The organism is Edaphobacter sp. HDX4 (assembly GCF_036877565.1).
In the GTDB taxonomy this organism is placed as follows: Bacteria; Acidobacteriota; Terriglobia; order Terriglobales; family Acidobacteriaceae; genus Edaphobacter.
Genome location: NZ_JAEDXW010000015.1, coordinates 39,763 through 56,303 on the forward strand (window position 1 = coordinate 39,763; position 16,541 = coordinate 56,303).

Annotated in this window: 8 protein-coding genes; 7 read left to right on the forward strand and 1 reads right to left on the reverse strand. The window is 56.8% G+C overall.

The features are described from left to right. Positions 1-88: 88 nt before the first annotated feature. On the reverse strand, positions 89-3,445 hold the full coding sequence (locus tag JAO29_RS14915; RefSeq protein ID WP_334269036.1) for a TonB-dependent receptor: 3,357 nt from the start codon (positions 3,443-3,445) through the stop codon (positions 89-91). Positions 3,446-3,670: 225 nt separating this feature from the next. On the opposite strand from JAO29_RS14915, the gene JAO29_RS14920 reads away from it, so the two are divergent. The 7 genes from JAO29_RS14920 to JAO29_RS14950 all read left to right on the forward strand — a co-directional run bounded on the left by JAO29_RS14920 (position 3,671) and on the right by JAO29_RS14950 (position 16,538). After that, the gene (locus JAO29_RS14920) at positions 3,671-5,860 is read left to right on the forward strand and encodes a winged helix-turn-helix domain-containing protein (RefSeq protein ID WP_334269037.1); all 2,190 of its coding nucleotides are present in this window, start codon (positions 3,671-3,673) and stop codon (positions 5,858-5,860) included. A 106-nt stretch (positions 5,861-5,966) separates the two neighbouring features. Then, positions 5,967-8,435 (forward strand): glycoside hydrolase family 31 protein, encoded by a 2,469-nt coding sequence (locus tag JAO29_RS14925; RefSeq protein ID WP_334269038.1) that lies wholly within the window; start codon positions 5,967-5,969, stop codon positions 8,433-8,435. Between the two features lie 1,785 nt (positions 8,436-10,220). After that, entirely contained in the window at positions 10,221-11,807 is a 1,587-nt protein-coding gene (locus tag JAO29_RS14930) for a B12-binding domain-containing radical SAM protein (protein WP_334269039.1), read from the forward strand. A gap of 48 nt (positions 11,808-11,855) precedes the next feature. Continuing rightward, positions 11,856-13,358, forward strand: coding sequence for a B12-binding domain-containing radical SAM protein (locus JAO29_RS14935; protein ID WP_334269040.1), 1,503 nt, complete (start codon positions 11,856-11,858; stop codon positions 13,356-13,358). Next, positions 13,355-14,749: a B12-binding domain-containing radical SAM protein gene (locus tag JAO29_RS14940; RefSeq protein ID WP_334269041.1), complete on the forward strand. Its 1,395-nt coding sequence runs from the start codon at positions 13,355-13,357 to the stop codon at positions 14,747-14,749. Before JAO29_RS14935 ends, JAO29_RS14940 begins: the two co-directional genes overlap by 4 nt. Further along, entirely contained in the window at positions 14,746-15,558 is an 813-nt protein-coding gene (locus JAO29_RS14945) for a class I SAM-dependent methyltransferase (RefSeq protein WP_334269042.1), read from the forward strand. The genes JAO29_RS14940 and JAO29_RS14945 overlap by 4 nt, the downstream gene beginning before the upstream one ends. A gap of 80 nt (positions 15,559-15,638) precedes the next feature. Continuing rightward, positions 15,639-16,538, forward strand: a complete 900-nt coding sequence (locus JAO29_RS14950; RefSeq protein ID WP_334269120.1) for a class I SAM-dependent methyltransferase — start codon at positions 15,639-15,641, stop codon at positions 16,536-16,538. Positions 16,539-16,541: the final 3 nt, after the last annotated feature.

Consider the following 16,541-nt stretch of genomic DNA (forward strand, 5'->3'; position numbering starts at 1 on the left):
GAAGGACAGCTCCAATCAGGTTGCGCGAAGAGAAGAAGGGCGCCGCTATATTCTGCGGCGCCCTGAGTAGTTGTGGCAGCCGCTGTTCCTAGAAGAGGATGCGGATGGCCATCTGCATCTGTCGCTCAGAGGCCTGACGTGTGGCCGTGACACGACCGAAGTTTCCGTCCGTAACGTTGCCGTCGGGGTTGGTGAACTGCGGGGTGTTGGTTACGTTGAAGACCTCGGCGCGCAGCTCAGTCTTGAAGCGCTCAGTGATGGGAAGCGTCTTGAACATCGAGACATCTCCGCTCACACTGCCGGGCCCGAAGAACTGGTTACGTCCCGAAGTGCCCTGGCGTCCCGAAGGAGCGACGCTGTTGAACGCTGCGGGGTTGAGGTAGTAGCCCGAGATGCTGCGCGTATAGATGGGCTGCGTGCCGGAGAGATCGGCACGGATACTGGTGCCTCCTCCGTAGACGGGGAACGTCACGCTGAAGGGCGTGCCCGTCTGCGCCTGCACGATGGTATTCATCTGCCATCCGCCGACGACGTAGTCCAGCCCGCGATTCATGTTCGAGCCAAACCTCTGGCCGCGCCCGAAGGGCAGGCTATAGAGCGCGCTCGCAACGAAGACATGACGCTGATCCAGCGAGCTGTTGCCCTTGTTCAGTTTGTGATCGTAGAAGTACAGATCGCTGATCGCATAGAAGCCAAGGTAGCCGTTGGTATTGTCGAGATTACGCGCCCATGTATAGCTGCTGGTAAACGTCAGTCCCTTGGATGCGCGGTAGTTCAACTGCGCTTGCAGGCTGTTGTAGTGGCTTACGCCGTCGTTGAGGTTGTAGACCACCTGGCCGAGCGTGGGGAATGCCGTCGGTGCGGAGGCCGAAGCCGAGAAGGGCTTGCTGTTGAAGTTGTAGCCGGTGGCAAGATGCGTAGCTATATTGCCGACATAGCCGACAGTCGCGACCATCTTTGCCGTCAGCTGCTGCTGAATCTGGACGTTGTACTGCTGTACGGTGGGAAGCTTCTCCGTCTGGTTGACAGCGAAGACATTGGCGCCCGTAAGCTGCGATGTTGTGGGCAGCGGCAGAGCGTTTGTAGCCTGTGTGCTGTTCAGCGAACCGTTCTGAGCGTTCTGTCCAGTGAAGGCAACACGGTATCCGCCGGTAGCGTAATAAGCCGTGCTTCCGCCGAAGGGTACCTGCTGGCCGAGCTGGTTGTCGATGCCGCCGCGGTCTAGGAAGTAGAAGATGCCATAGCCGCCACGCACCACAGTCTTGCCTTGGCCGAACAGGTCATAGGCGAAGCCGACGCGAGGAGCGAAGTTGGTAAAGCGGTTGTTTATGATGGAGCGTCCGACACCGTTCTGTCCGGCGATAAACTCCGTGGGGTTGTTGCTGGGGCTGTTGGGGTTGAGCGCAGCCTGACGGTTGTGCATCTCGGTGGGGAAGGTGATGAGGTCCCAGCGGATACCGAGGTTCAGTGTCAGGCGGCGGGTAACCTTCCAGTCGTCCTGGCCAAAGATGCCAACCTCATAGTTGCGTGTACCGAATAGACCGTTCTGCGCGCCGATGCTGTAGTTGTCGGCGAAGCCTGCAAGCACCTCCGACACATCGTAGCCGGTAAAGTCGCCGTTGCTCAGCTGGAAGTAGCCTTTACCGGAGATGGGGCGGAAGAACGCGACCTCGCGGCGAATTGCATTGCCACCGAACTTGAAGACGTGGCTCTTGAAGGTGTAGGTAACAGCGTCGTTGATCTGGTAGGTATTTTCCGGCACAACGTAGGTTCCGTAATCACCGGTGTACTCAAGCTGGCTGCCGTTGCCGCCGATCAGCGCGCCTCCGCCCAGCTGTGCAGTACGGTTGGCGTTCACGATGCCGAGGTTCTGCGAGATGGGGGTATTGCTGAAGACCGGCGCATTGGCGAAGGTGTAGCGGTTGTAGCCTGCGCGGAGCTCGTTGATGGTGTTGGGGCCGAAGATGTGGGTCTCGCCAAGAGCGTAGCCGCGTGCGTGCACGTAGTTTGCTCCTGAGGCAAAACCTGCAGGCAGAGCCGGAAAGCGCGAGGTGCGGGTGAAGTTGCTGTTGTCGTAGCTGAACCGGCCGAACAGGCGGTCGTTGCTGCCGATGTTGTAGTCAAGGCGACCGTCGATCGTGTTGGTCTTTCGAATATCACGACGGATGGTGCGGTAGTTGTTCTGCGTGCCGTTGAACGTGCCGGGAATATTGGGCAGCGGATAGGCGTTGAGGTAGTTGACACCTGCCGAGTTGCGGCGGCCAGTGGGGATAATATTGCCTGCGAACTGCTGGCAGGTGGTGGGGTCATAGATGCCACCGTTGACAGGGACGGGCGTAGCGCCGCTGACACCGCAGATGGAGGGAGCCTGTGTCGCTCCCGTGCCGAGCAGCTCGCTGAAGTTTCCCTGACGCATCAGAGCGGTCGGCACGGTAACGATCTCGGGGTTCAGCGGCGTGCTTTCCCGAAGACCGGAGTAGTCGCCAAAGATAAACAGTTTGTCCTTGATGATGGGACCGCCGAGCGTGCCGCCAAAGGTGTTGCGCTTGAAGGGAAGCGCCGCTGTCTTGCTTGCGCCGAGGAACTGGTAGTTGGGGCTGGCGTCAAAGAGGTTGGAACGGGCAAACCAATAGGCCGATCCGTGATAGGTGTTCGTGCCTGACTTGATGGAGCTCTGGACGATGGCGCCTCCGGCACGACCGAACTCGGCGGGGGCGGTGCTGGTATTTACGCGGAATTCTTCTGTTGCCTCGACATTGGGGAAGAAGTCGAGGGTATTGACCAGGCCCTCGTTGTTGTCGATGCCATCGAGGATGTAGTTGTTAGCCTGGGGACGCAGTCCATTGGTCGAGAGCGAGCCGCCGCCCGAGGAGCTGTTGCGGAAGGTCTCGGCATCGCCGTTGACGCCCGAGGCGGAGTTGCCATAGTTGCCGCGGGTGACACCGGGGGTCAGCAGGGCGAGCTGGGTAAAGTTACGTCCGTTGAGAGGAAGTTCCGTGACCTGGCGTCCAGCGACGACCTCGCCGACTGAGGACGAGCCCAGCTCGATGAGGGGAGCAGCGCTGGTGACCTCGATCGTCTGATCGGAGCCGCCCGCATTCAGCTTGAAGGTGACGGTCTGGGTCTGGGAGACCTGGAGCTCGAAGGTCTGGGTCGTCGCCTGGAAGCCGCTCATCGTGGCGGCGATCTTGTACACCCCTCGGGGGAGGGCGGAGAAGTTGAAGTTTCCGGCAGTGTCGGTCGTGACGGTCTGCTTGGCCGCGGTCTGTGTGTTTTCAATTGTGACCGTTGCGCCGGGGAGGATGGCCGACGTCGCATCCTCTACAACGCCGGTCACGCGGCCTGTATCGGTCTGCGCCTGAAGCGAAGATGGGATGAAGCTTAGCCAGAGTGCCGCAAGGGCAGTCAGCAGGTATAGGGGAAAGCCTTTGAACTTATATCTCATCGGGTAGTGTCTCCAAAAAGCCACAGCTGGACCAAAGCGTCACAGCTGGGCAGCGTGAAATGTCGATGAAATGCGTGCAGCAATTCCATCCCCCTGTCATCGTTTTGTGATGAAAGACGAATCCACAGATAAGCTGTTTGTTTTCTTTTGGTTGATGGAGTGTTTCAACTGAAGGCAATGCAGGCGATGGGCTGTAAGTGGTACATTTTGGGTTACGGGTCAGTTATGCGACAGGTCTCAAATCCCGTTCGGGTTGCCTTTGGTACGTTTGAAGCGGATCTCTCCAGTGGAGAACTGTGGAGGGGGGGCTTCAGGATCAAGCTGCAGGGTCAACCCTTCCGGGTACTGGCCGAACTGGTGCAGCGTCCCGGGCAGGTGGTTTCCCGGGAGGAGCTTCAGGAGAAGGTCTGGGAAGTGGGCACCAACGTCGACTATGACCACTCCCTGGGCACAGCTATTAATAAGATCCGCGAGGCGCTGGGAGACAACGCCGACAATCCCCGATTTGTAGAGACGCTGCCTCGCAGAGGCTATCGTTTCATAGCCCCGGTGACGTTGTTGGATACCTCCCCTGCTCCTCCTGTTTCCGTGGCTACAACCACGCACGAGACGCAGCAGCCGGAGACATTCGCTTACGGTGTCGAGGATGTACCGAACCCCGCGCTAAAGGCGGAGCCGGATGGGCGACGCCAGGTGCAATGGCTGACGGTGGCTGGTCTGGTTGCTGTAGCTGCGGGGGTGGGTTTTGTCGCAGGACAGAGCCGTGTAGCTCCGCCGCAGGTTCCGTCGCTGCGCCAGATCACCCATGCTCAAAGAGTTTTACCCGGGGGGGATGCGCTGGAAAGCTTTCCCGTGGTCGTGACCGACGGGTTGCACCTGTTTGCCTCGGTCATCCACGACGGGGGGGTGCATCTTGAGCGCATCACCATCGCCGGTGGAGGCAGCGAGCCGATCGTGCTGCCGGATGAGATTGCGGGACCGGCGATTGCGGACATCTCCCATGACGGTTCGCGGCTGCTGGTGAGAAGCCATGCCTCGAACCAGTCGGAGCAGCCCCTGTTTATTGTTCCTGCGTCCGGAGGGTCGGCTCAACGGATGATACGTGTGCTGACTCACGACGCGACGTGGATGCCGGACGACCAGAACATCCTCTACGCTGCGGATAACGAACTCTTCGAGGCATCGCCCAACGGCTCGGCACCTGTGCACTATGCGTCGCTTCCGGGGAGGGCCTTCTGGCTGCGCTGGTCGCCGGATGGGAAGGTGTTGCGATTTACACTTTTCAATCCTCTGGCCCATACGCTGGCTCTGTGGGAGCTCAGCGCAGATGACCATCGCCCGCACCCTCTGCTGGCGGACTGGTCGCCTGCGCGTAAGGTCTGCTGTGGGAACTGGCTGCCTGATGGTGGCGGGTTTGTCTTCGAGGTAACGCAAGGAACGGCTTCGGATGTGTGGCTGCTGCGGAAAGGTTCGTCGCAACCGGTGAGGCTGACGGATGGCCCTTTGGCTTACCAGGGGCCGGTGCCTGCGCGGTCGCAGCAGAGAATATTTTTGACAGGTATGTCGTCGGAGGGCGAGGTTCAGCTGTTGCATCCCGGGGCGCATGAGTTTGTTCCTGCCCGCAGCTTCTACAGCGGTGCGCATCGGTTGGAGCAGACGCATGACGGCGGCTGGCTGGCCTGGGTGGATACGGAGGGGCGTCTGTGGCGCGCACGCTCGGATGGTTCGGAGCTATTGCAGCTGACACCGAGTGATCTGCAGGTGTTTACCGCGCATTGGTCGCCGGATGGGTCGCGTCTTGCCTTGATGGCGAGGGCGACATCTGGTGCGTGGAGCATCTACCAGGTACTGGCGGACGGCAGCGACCTTGAGCCGCTGCTGCAGAGCGACAGCAATGCCGCCGATCCGACGTGGTCGCCTGATGGGAAGAGCATTGTGGTGGGGCAGGCGCCAGACCTGATGGGGAAGGACGCGGCTCCGCGCACAATTCAGATATTGGATGTCAAGTCGCATCAGCTGACGACTCTGCCGGACTCGCGCGGACTGTTTAGCCCTCGCTGGTCGCCGAATGGTCTATATATAGTTGCGCTGTCGCTGGACCAGAGACAGCTGCGACTGTATGACGTTGCGAAAAAGCAGTGGCGGGTACTTTCGAATCGGTCTGCTGCGGACCCTGTGTGGTCAGAGGACAGCCGGTGGGTCTATGCCGATGCGTTTATGGATCCGGGCCAGCCGGTGTACAGGGTATCGGCGGCTGATGGACGCATCGAAGAGCTGGGTGGGATGGGGAACCTGCACTCGACCGAGTTCAGTGACATGGTGTTGTGTGGACTACTGCACGACGGGACAGTTGCGGTCCGGGCACGTTTGACAACGGCGAATCTGTTTTCGCTCGATCTGGCTGCTAAGAATTAGCGGTCAAGTTGCTGAATAGAAATGGCTTTTCTGTTGAAGAAAAGTTTAGATGAAAAGGCGGCGAAACAGATTGCCTGTATGTGCCTTGGAATGATGATGTTCGGTCATGCAAAGCAGGTTTGTCTGTCGTCTTAGTCTCCTCCTAGTACTGTCGCCGCTCACGATAGCGGCGCAACAGCTTCGCCTCACGACAAACGGACTGACCGCGACGGCGAATGGAACGACGCTTGAGGTCACGGCGCTTGCAGACGATAAGTTGCGGGTACGCGAGTGGCGGAGGCAGGCTCCGGAAGATGCCTCGTGGGCCGTGCTGCCTGCGAGCCGCACCAGTCGCGTGACGATCAGCGAGGACGCCCGCGGTTTCCATACGCAGAAGCTCATAGTGGAGGTGGGCGAGGGGCTGTCGCTGAAGATCAGTGACAGGAGTGGTCATGTGCTGCAGGAGGACGCTGGTCCGACCGAGTGGCGCGATGACGGCTTCATGGTCTTCAAGCGGAGGACGGAGAACGAGCACTTCTTTGGGCTGGGCGACAAGCCTGGTCCCCTGGACCGCACCGGCGAGGCGTTCACGATGTGGAACACGGACAGCTTTGGCTGGCAGGAGTCGACGGACCCGATCTACAAGAGCATTCCGTTTTTTCTTGGTGAGAGGGAAGGGCGTTACTACGGTGTGCTCTTCGACAACACGTGGAGGTCCTCGTTCGACTTCGGGCGCGCGAACGATGCGAAGTACAGCTTCGGCTCGCTCGGCGGTCCGGTGGACTACTACTTTCTGTATGGGCCGGAGCCGCGCGATGTGATGGCGGACTATGCGTGGCTGACTGGGCCTGCGCCTCTGCCGCCGTTGTGGTCGTTCGGTTTTCAGCAGTCGCGGTACACGTACTCGCCTGAATCGCAGCTGATGGATGTTGCCGCACGACTTCGTAAGGACAAGATCCCGGCGGATGCACTGTGGCTCGATATCGACTTTCAGAAAGACAACAAGCCTTTCACGGTTGACCCGGAGCGATTTCCAAACTTTCCGCAGATGGTCAGCCAGTTGGCGAAGAATCACTTTCATCTGGTCGTGATTGCGGATCTGCATATCGCCGATAAGCCGAATGTCGGCTATGGGCCCTTTGATTCAGGTGTCGCAGGAGATCACTTCATCAAGAACCCTGATGGAACGATGTATGTGGGGCCAGTGTGGCCGGGGTCTTCTGTGTTTCCCGACTTTACGAGGCAGCAGACGCGACAGTGGTTTGGCACGCTCTATAAGGACTTTGTGGCTGACGGCGTCGCGGGCTTCTGGGATGACATGAACGAGCCTGCGGTGTTTCGCTACCCGTCGAAGACAATGCCGCTCGATGTGCAGCATCGCATCGATGAGCCTGGATTTGTGACACGCACGACGAGCCATGGCGAGGCACACAATATTCTCGGGATGCAGAACAGCAGGGCGACTTATGATGGTGTGCTTGCGCTGCGCCCAAACGAGCGTCCTTACGTGATGACGCGTGCGAGCTATGCGGGGGGACAGCGGTATGCGGTGACGTGGTCGGGCGATAACAGCTCGACGTGGAATCACTTGCGCATGACGATTCCGCAGCTGATGAACCTTGGGCTGAGTGGGTTCAGCTTTGCAGGAGCGGACGTGGGCGGCTTTGCGGGTTCTCCGCCGGCTGATCTGTTGACAAAGTGGCTGGAACTGGCAGCGTTTCAGCCGATCGACCGCGATCACTCTGCCAAGGGAACGAGGATGCATGAGCCGTGGGTCGACGGGCCGGAGCATGAGGCGATGCGTCGCCGTTATATCGAGGAGAGATATCGTCTGCTGCCATATATCTACACGGTTGCGGAGGAGACATCGCGTGATGGCATGCCGATGATGCGTCCGTTGTTTATGGAGTTTCCGCACGCCGCGACTGACGGCAGCCCGTTGGATTTGGTAGCGGGTGGAGCGGAGTTCATGCTGGGGCCGGATCTGCTGGTGGCGCCGAATCCATCGCCGGAGGAGGTTGCTCCGTATGAGCTGCATCTGCCGCCGGGAAGCTGGTACGACTACTGGACCGGTAAGCGAGTTGGAGTAGCGTCGAAGACGCAGGCACGTGATGCGGAGGTGCGGGATGCTTTGCTGCAGAATCAGCAGATTTTACTGAAGCCGGAGCTGGCGACGGTGCCAGTATATGTGCGCGGGGGGGTGATTCTTCCGCTGCAGGAACTGGTGCAGAACACAGACGAGGCGCCGAATGGCCCTCTTACGCTGAGGGTTTACCTGCCTGCTGCGGGTGAGGGCTGCGAGGGTGAGGTGTATAGCGATGATGGCCACTCGTTGGACTACCGCAGGGGCGAGTTCTCCCGCAGACGCGCAACGTGCTCGATCGCAGGCGATGGCACGGTTACCGTCAACATCGCTGCGGCTGAGGGAAGTTACCAGTCGCAGTGGAAGCGGCTGCGTGTTGAATTTGTCGGAACCAGGCTGGAGCCTCACGAGGCGCTGGTGAATGATGTGACGCATCCGATGACGATGAGCCACTCACTGCCCGGTGTGGAGTTTGCAGATGATGCAAAGGCAGTCAGCATTGTACTGCATTGATCACTACCGAAAGAGAGAGGTCGCGCTGGCGTGCCCGATCTTTTGTGCCCATCGTCCGAGTCCGCCTGCAGCAGAAGGTATTGGAGCGGGGTGTGGTGGTGGTAAACCTTTGCCTTTCCATTAGGACGCCTTATGAATTCGTCTGTTGCGCTTGGGTCATCGATTGGTATTCAGCTTGACGCTGCTTCGACGTGACCCGATTCCCGAATCCTCGTCTTGAGATCGGCGAGAAGGGAGACATATCCGTTGAGCTGTTGGGATGTAAAGAGGTCCCTGGGCACCCTTATATCCCGTATGAAGATGCTAGTAGTAGCGCGCCGTCTGCCTCAGGGCCTATTCACAAGGGGGGGCCTAAGCTCAGTCATGGTCGCCACCTCTAACGATCTACAAGCCATGCTGGCTGGCTCCCCGCAGGCCAGCCAGAACGCCCACTTTGATGCGATGGCTTTGTGGCAAATTTTGTGGCAAATACCGCCGATTAGGCCGGTTTTGCCGGTTATGACGTCTCAGAAGTGCCGCGCCGTCAATAACTCGGGTTTGGACTCGCACCTTCACACGGTGAAAGTCGTAGGTTCGAGCCCTTCTAAAAATTTGAATATAACGTTTGTTGCCTCATTGAATTAGTTTGGACCCTCGAGGGGACTGAATGCTGCTGAGACAGTGCGGCACGCAATCCTGATCTCCTGGACCGCTCTATTTAGCGGACTCGATCCAAGGCATGGTACTAACCTCAGAACGGTGAAAATTCAATCTTGCACGCCGACGAAGCCACAGACAATGGAACGTGTCACGTCATCGCCCCAGATTGTCTTCACGGCTATGGTTGACAACGATTGCGGGTTAGCTTCACAACGGCGCCAATTCGGTGCCACTTTGTACGGTGACTTTATACTCTTTTGTGCTACCGAGTGCAATGTGGATAACAGGTGCATCTTATTGCGGACAAGGTTGTTATGCTGCTATGTGCTATATGGTGCAGTGAAGTGCTCGAACGTGAAAATAGGACTTAAAATCCGCAGACCTTAACCGGTCGTGGGGTTCAAGTCCCCTTCCGGGCACCACAAACACCTTCACCAATGAACGCAGCCGCTGCTAACCGGGAGCGGGCCCCTTGGTAGATCAACGCTCCCCTGAAGAGGCCGGTGCGGTGCAGCCACCCTGGCTTGAGATGGGCGACGCCCCGCGCGAACTTCTACGGGCCTTGATGCTCCCGCACACGTTCCCAGCGGTCCAGCAACTTGAACCGAAGAATCATCAGCCCTTGAATAGCTTTGGCACCAAGACCAAAGAAACGAACAGGCTGACAAATAGTAGTCGTCGATCTGAATGACAAGATAATGCGGTGAATGCCAGGCGCCAGCCCAGCTTTCGCAGGTCGACTGTCGCACAGAGAATCGCAAGCTTCAACGGACGATCGTAGCACTTTCAGCGAAGTCTGAACTTGCGGAGGTGGATCTGAATATTACCGAACACGAGCTGAAGGATTCCATCGTGCGCGTGAGAGAAGTAAGCGATAGGCCGCTTACTCCTGAGGACGAGTAGAGCGCCGCTCTGGAGAAGAGTTACAAGTACTTCGATTTTCTGCAGGCGTAATTCCAACCGGGTACGGCCGAGGTGTCCATCCTTCGCCGAACAAAGCAGGGTCGAAAGCTGTGTATGGCTTGCGGTTGGAAGCTCCATCCAACAGCAATGGCTATTGATAACTATGTAATCCAGTGCCGCGTGTGGACGCCATATAGCTCTGAATCCGGTGAACGATAATCATTCGCCTGCGAAATCAGAATAATGACGATAGAAAGACAATCCCTTGATAATCCCTGTGCGACCCCTTATTACACTTCACCAATGGAAGCGGCAACGACACAGCGGAGATCGAAGAAGATTGTATTCTTCTTCCCGTCTTTTGCGAGTTCGGAGGCGACGGCTCCTCTTGGCATTCTGGCGGTCTCCACACCCCTGCTACGCTCCGGCTTCGATGTTGTTTTGATCGATTCGACTATCACGCCCAATTTCAAGCAGCGCATTCTTGAGGAGGTCAAGGATGCGCTGTGCCTGGCTATCTCTCTTGTGACAGGTCCCATGATCCGCGAAACCGTGGACATCGCCAAAGCTGTAAAGGCATGGTGCCCCGAGTTTCCGATCGTCCTCGGAGGATGGCATCCGTCTCTCTTGCCCGGACAGACATTGGAAGCTCCTTACATCGACTTCATCGTTCGCGGCCAGGGAGAGGATAGCTTTCTGGAACTAGTGCGTCACCTCGAATCAGGTTCTGCGCCTGACCTAGTCGCAGGTATCGGTTTTAAGCGTGACGGAAAACTGATTATGTCTCAGGAGCGGCTGCTCCGGCCTCTGGTAGAGATGCCTCCCAAGGCCTACCATCTCGCCGACTTCGATGCTTACGAGAGAAAGTGTGGCCGTCGCTGGGCGATGTACACCTCGAGTCTGGGCTGTCCATTCAATTGTGCGTACTGTACGAATGCAGGCGTGTACGGCCGTAAGTGGAATGCCTTGCTGCCTGACCAATTTGTCTCGGAGACGGTGGACCTCAGTCGCAGGTACGCACTCGAAATGATTTGGGTCGTCGATGACAACTTCCTTGTAGATATGGACCGTGCAAGAGTCATTGCGGATGGACTCGTCCGCGAGAGGTCCCACTACACCTGGAGCATTCAGGCAACTAGTAATGTTGTCGCCCGACTAACGTCTGAAGACTTGCGCATGCTCAAGCGCGCGGGGTTGAGTCAGATCTGTCAGGGAGTCGATTCAGGCTCGCCTACGGTGCTGAAAGCAATGCACAAAGACTGGCAGGACTTCGAGTCAATCTACGAGAGCGCGGCGCGTTGTCTTCAAGCAGGCATTCGTCCCTCCTTCAATATCATCTTTGCCTTTCCGGGAGAAGGGAGAGATGAGCGGCGAGAGACGATCGATTTCATGATGAAGGTATGTAGACGTTTTCCTGGTGCAGAGTTCTGGACAAACATCTTCACTCCGTATCCGGGGTCGCCTATCTTCGCCAAAACTGCGGAACTGGGAATCGATCCACCGCTCACGCTTGAAGCCTGGGCCGACTACTTCCCGCGTTATACACGGCTGCCCTGGCTGGATGGTAAAGAGCATGATCGTCTGCAGATTACGCGCGATTATCTGCGGATTGCATTCGATAGAGTTCCGATTGGTGCCGATCGCAGAGGGAGCATTACGAGACTCGTGCAGAAGGCGATGTCGCTTCCAGCGCGCTGGCGGCTGGACCACGATGTCTTTGGCGCGCCAGTTGAATTGTGGGTGAACAACAAAGTCAAGCAACACATTGCGATGAAACCAGCTGTGGACGCCAAACGTCTGGCGAACACGCCCGCCGAGGCTGCGTGCTGATTCGAGCTGTCTGCGATGGTTTCGCAAATGTGGACCTGGAGGTGATTCTTGGTAGACGTCCTGCTTACACACACCTATCACTTGCCGTATGACTCCAAACAATTGCGCAAGATGCAGCCTTATCGGCCGCTCGGTACGTTGTATGCCGCAGCGGCACTCAGGGAAGCGGGACTCACCGTCGCACTATTTGACTCCATGCTGCGCGATCCCGGGGTGGCGTTCGCGGAATGTATGGAGGAACACAAGCCGCGGATCGTTGCGATCTACGAGGACGACTTCAACTTTCTGACAAAAATGTGTCTAAGCCGCATGCGCGAAGTGATGAAGAGCATTGCGCACGCTGCAAAGCTCAGAGAAGTTCCAGTCGTCGTTCATGGTTCGGATGCCAGTGATCACCCCGGCTTCTTTCTGAATAGTGGCGCTGACTATTTGCTGCTTGGTGAAGCGGAAAATACCCTTGTCGCCCTCTGTACTGCTCTCTTTTCTGGTGGCTCTTCATATGGAATTGCTGGATTGCTGCAGCGGGACGCCACGGGAGGCATCGTCCGTTCCGAAGATGCAACTTCGCGAAACCCTGACTGGGAGCGTCTACCCATGCCGCCACTCGATCTTACGGATTTCGCGCCATATCGGCAGGCTTGGGAGTCACATCATCGTTTTTTCTCCGTCAACATGGTGGCGAGCAGAGGGTGCCCCTTTCGGTGTAACTGGTGCGCTAAGCCGATCTCGGGTAAGAAATTTCATCTGCGCCCGGCTGCAGATGTCGCTGAAGAGATGCGTCAGCTTAAGGTAAACGTGGGGGCCCAGCACATCTGGTTCAGTGATGATGTCTTCGCGCTAAATCAGCAGTGGGTAAAGGAACTTGCACACGAAGTTACCGCCCGGCATGCATATCTCCCCTTCAAGATTCAAACGCGTGCTGATCTCATGACGGATCAGACGGTCGCTGCGCTCAAGATCGCAGGCTGCACGGAGATTTGGATGGGCGTCGAGTCGGGCTCGCAGAAGGTATTGGATGCGATGGACAAAGGGCTGCGGGTCCGAGAGGTCGAGGAGGCAAGACGACGTCTAAAGCATGCAGGAATTCGCGCCTGCTTTTTCCTGCAGTTTGGATACCCCGGAGAGCGGTGGAAGGAGTTGCAGGAGACGATCGCCCTGGTTCGTACAACACGGCCCGACGATATCGGTATCTCATTTTCCTACCCGTTGCCGGGCACCCCATTCTATGAACGAGTTCAACCACAACTCGGGTCCAAACGGAATTGGACCGAGAGCGATGATCTTTGCATTCTTTTCGAGGCGGAGTACGAGACGGCTTTCTACCGGGCAGTGCGGGACGCTCTGCACGCCGAGGTTTCAAGTTGGACAGAGGCAGATGCTTCGTTGACTCAGTTGGAGATAGATCGCCTATGGGCAAGAGTCTACGAAATGGAGCCTGTCAGTAGAACCAAGGGCTCTGAACATGGTTCGAAAACAGACATCCTCTCGCCGAATCGAGTTGCGGGGTTTATTGCTGCTGATGAGCTGCTGGCGAAGGCAGGTGCTCAATGAGAGATCTGCTGCTGACGCACGGTTATTTCCTCTTCGAGGATCCCAAAGAGCGCGTGATTATGAAGCCGTATGCTCCACTGGGGATCCTCTATCTTTGCTCTCATCTGCGCTCAAAGGGCTTCGGGGTCGACGTGTTCGATACGACATTTTCCCGCAAAAGCGAGCTCATCAACTTCCTGCAAACAGAAGAGCCTTCCGTCCTTGGGATCTATGCCAACCTGATGACGCGCGGAAACGTCGTTGAGATTCTTTCGCACGCTCACGCATCCGGCTGGAAGACCATTGTTGGCGGACCCGAGCCCGGCGCCTACGTCCTAGAGTATCTTCAAGCTGGCGCTGACTTCGTCATATTCGGTGAGGGAGAACTGACGATGGAAGAGCTGCTTCTCGCCTTGCGGACACCGCAGGCAGACTATGGCGCCATCCGTGGTCTCGCGTTTCTTGATGCAGATGGAAACCTCCATCAAAGTCCGCCGCGTGAGCAGATCTCGGCGCTTGATCAGCAGCCGTGGCCAGCCAGAGATGCCATCAATCTCCACCGTTACGTTGACACCTGGCGCCAACACCACGGGGCAGGATCCGTGAACTTCATCACGGCGAGAGGATGCCCGTTTCGCTGCAATTGGTGCAGTCATCAGGTCTTCGGTCAGAGCCATCGACGCCGCGATCCTATCAAGGTTGTGGATGAAGTCGAGTGGATCATTCAGACGTATTCGCCTGACATGGTCTGGATCTCCGATGATGTCTTCACGATCAACCATGAGTGGATTCGCACCTATGCGCGAGAGATGGAACGTAGAGGTATCCGCATTCCATTCGAATGCATCTCGCGCGCCGACAGGCTCTCTCCCGAAATGATGGATCTGCTATCGGGCCTTGGTTGCTTCCGGATGTGGATAGGCTCTGAGAGCGGCTCGCAACGAATACTGGATTCCATGGACCGCGGAGTCAAGATCGACCAGGTTCATCGAGCGGTGGAGATGTGCCGCGAGCGTGGTGTGCAGAGCGGGATGTTTCTGATGTGGGGCTATGAAGGTGAAGAACTGGAAGACATAGAGGCGACGATCAAGCATGTCTCCACATCTAGACCAGATATATTCTTCACGACAGTCTCCTACCCCATCAAAGGGACACCCTACTATAACCGTATATCCGACAAGCTCATTCAACCGCTGCCATGGGGGAAGACATCAGATCGTGAATTTAAGATCCGGGGGAGGCACTCCCGCAATTTCTACTCTCATGCCGACAGGCTTCTGCGTGAAGAGGTTGCTCTTGCTCATGCAATAAACGGCAATCCAGATGCATCGCAGGATCTTCCCGTAATTCGACAAAATATCGAGAACGCTCGCTCGGCCTTGATGTCGGCATATCACGAGGTAGAGCAATGAAGACGAGTACTGGGCATGCAGCGGCGATAGCCTTTGATTCCCTGGCAAGCGAATACGACAATACGTTCACTTATTCCTCTATCGGTCGGGTACAGCGCAGGGCCGTCATGCAGTATGCGGTAAAAGTCTTTACGTCGGGAAGCCGCTTATTAGAGCTGAATTGCGGAACAGGAGAAGATGCGCTTCATTTTGCAAATCTTGGGCTCAGCGTGACGGCTTGTGACGCCTCCGCCGCCATGGTGATGCAGGCACGTAGAAAAGCTGCCAAGGAAGATGTATCCGAGCGACTCCAGTTCTATGTTCAAGCTACAGAGAAAATCGGCGAACTTCCGTTCGATCAGCAGTTCGGAGGTGTCTTCTCAAATTTCTCCGGATTGAACTGTGTCCGGGATCTGGCGGACGTCGCTGGAGCACTTGCTCCGCTACTGTTGCCGCGATCGCCCGTTCTTCTCTGTGTCTCTACTCGCTATTGCGTGTGGGAGATCTTCTACTACTTGCTGCGAGGGGACCTAACGCGTGCGCTGCGGCGGTGTCGAGGCTCGCACCAGAAAGACTTCGGAGACGTTATCGTTCCCCTCTACTATCCGACGTCGAGAGCGATAGAACAAAGCTTCTCCTCGTCCTTTCGGCTCGTTTCAATAAGAGGTGTCGGGATTACTGTTCCTCCCTCGTATCTGGAGAGTTGGATGGCCAGCAATCCGAGACTGCTTGGGTGGCTTGAGGGAATCGATTCTGGTATCAGAACGTGGCCGTTCGCACGCACATTCGGCGATCACATGCTGCTTCATTTTGAAAGGCTGCCCGCATGATTATTTTTAGCCCGTTATCGATCTCCAACCATACCTCAATCGGAGGAATCAGCATTCGCTGTCCACGCTGCACCGCACCGATGGATTGTGCTGCTGACACAGAAGAAATTTTCACTTGCTCGGGATGCCGATTTCCTTTGATCCGGCGCGAGGGCATATGGCGATCTCTGCCCGTCGAACGGGCAGCCTATTACGCACGATTCATCAAAGATTATGAGGCGATCCGAGCGTCGGAAGGGCGCGGTAGTCACAAGAGCGACTACTACCTTGGTCTTCCATATGCGGATCGTTCTGGTAATAACAAGGCACAATGGAAGATTCGAGCTCGTACATTTTTGTTTCTGAAGGAGCGGATCCTTCCCTCTCTGAAGGCGGCGACTGAGTTGCCTCTTCGTGTTCTCGACATAGGAGCAGGAACGGGATGGCTATGCTATCGACTGGCGCAGATGGATATTATGCCCGTCGCGGTAGACCTCCTGATCAACGAAACGGATGGCCTGGGTGCCGCAGTCCATTACGACCGGCAACTCAGCAAGCCGTTTCAGCGTTTCCAGGCAGAAGCTACTCGGCTCCCCTTCGGTGATGATCAGTTCGATGCGGTCGTGTTCAATGCCTCGTTTCACTATGCCGAGAGCTACGAGAAATTGATGCGGGAGGCTCTTCGTTGTTTGCGGAAAGGCGGAATGGCTATTGTCGCCGATACTCCATGGTATTCCCGTCGAGAAAGCGGCGAACGGATGCTGGAAGAAAGGCGTTCTCAATTCTTTGACCGATTCGGAACTTTCTCGAATTCCATTCGCAGTCAGGAGTTTCTTACGGATGAGCGACTCCGAGAACTGGAGCTTTCCTTAGGTATTCGGTGGGAACGACACCTCCCATCTTACGGATTTCGATGGGCGCTCCGACCATGGGTTTCAAGATTACGGCGGAAGAGAGAGCCGGCAACCTTCCGAATCTATACCGCCACAAAACCGTCATGATTA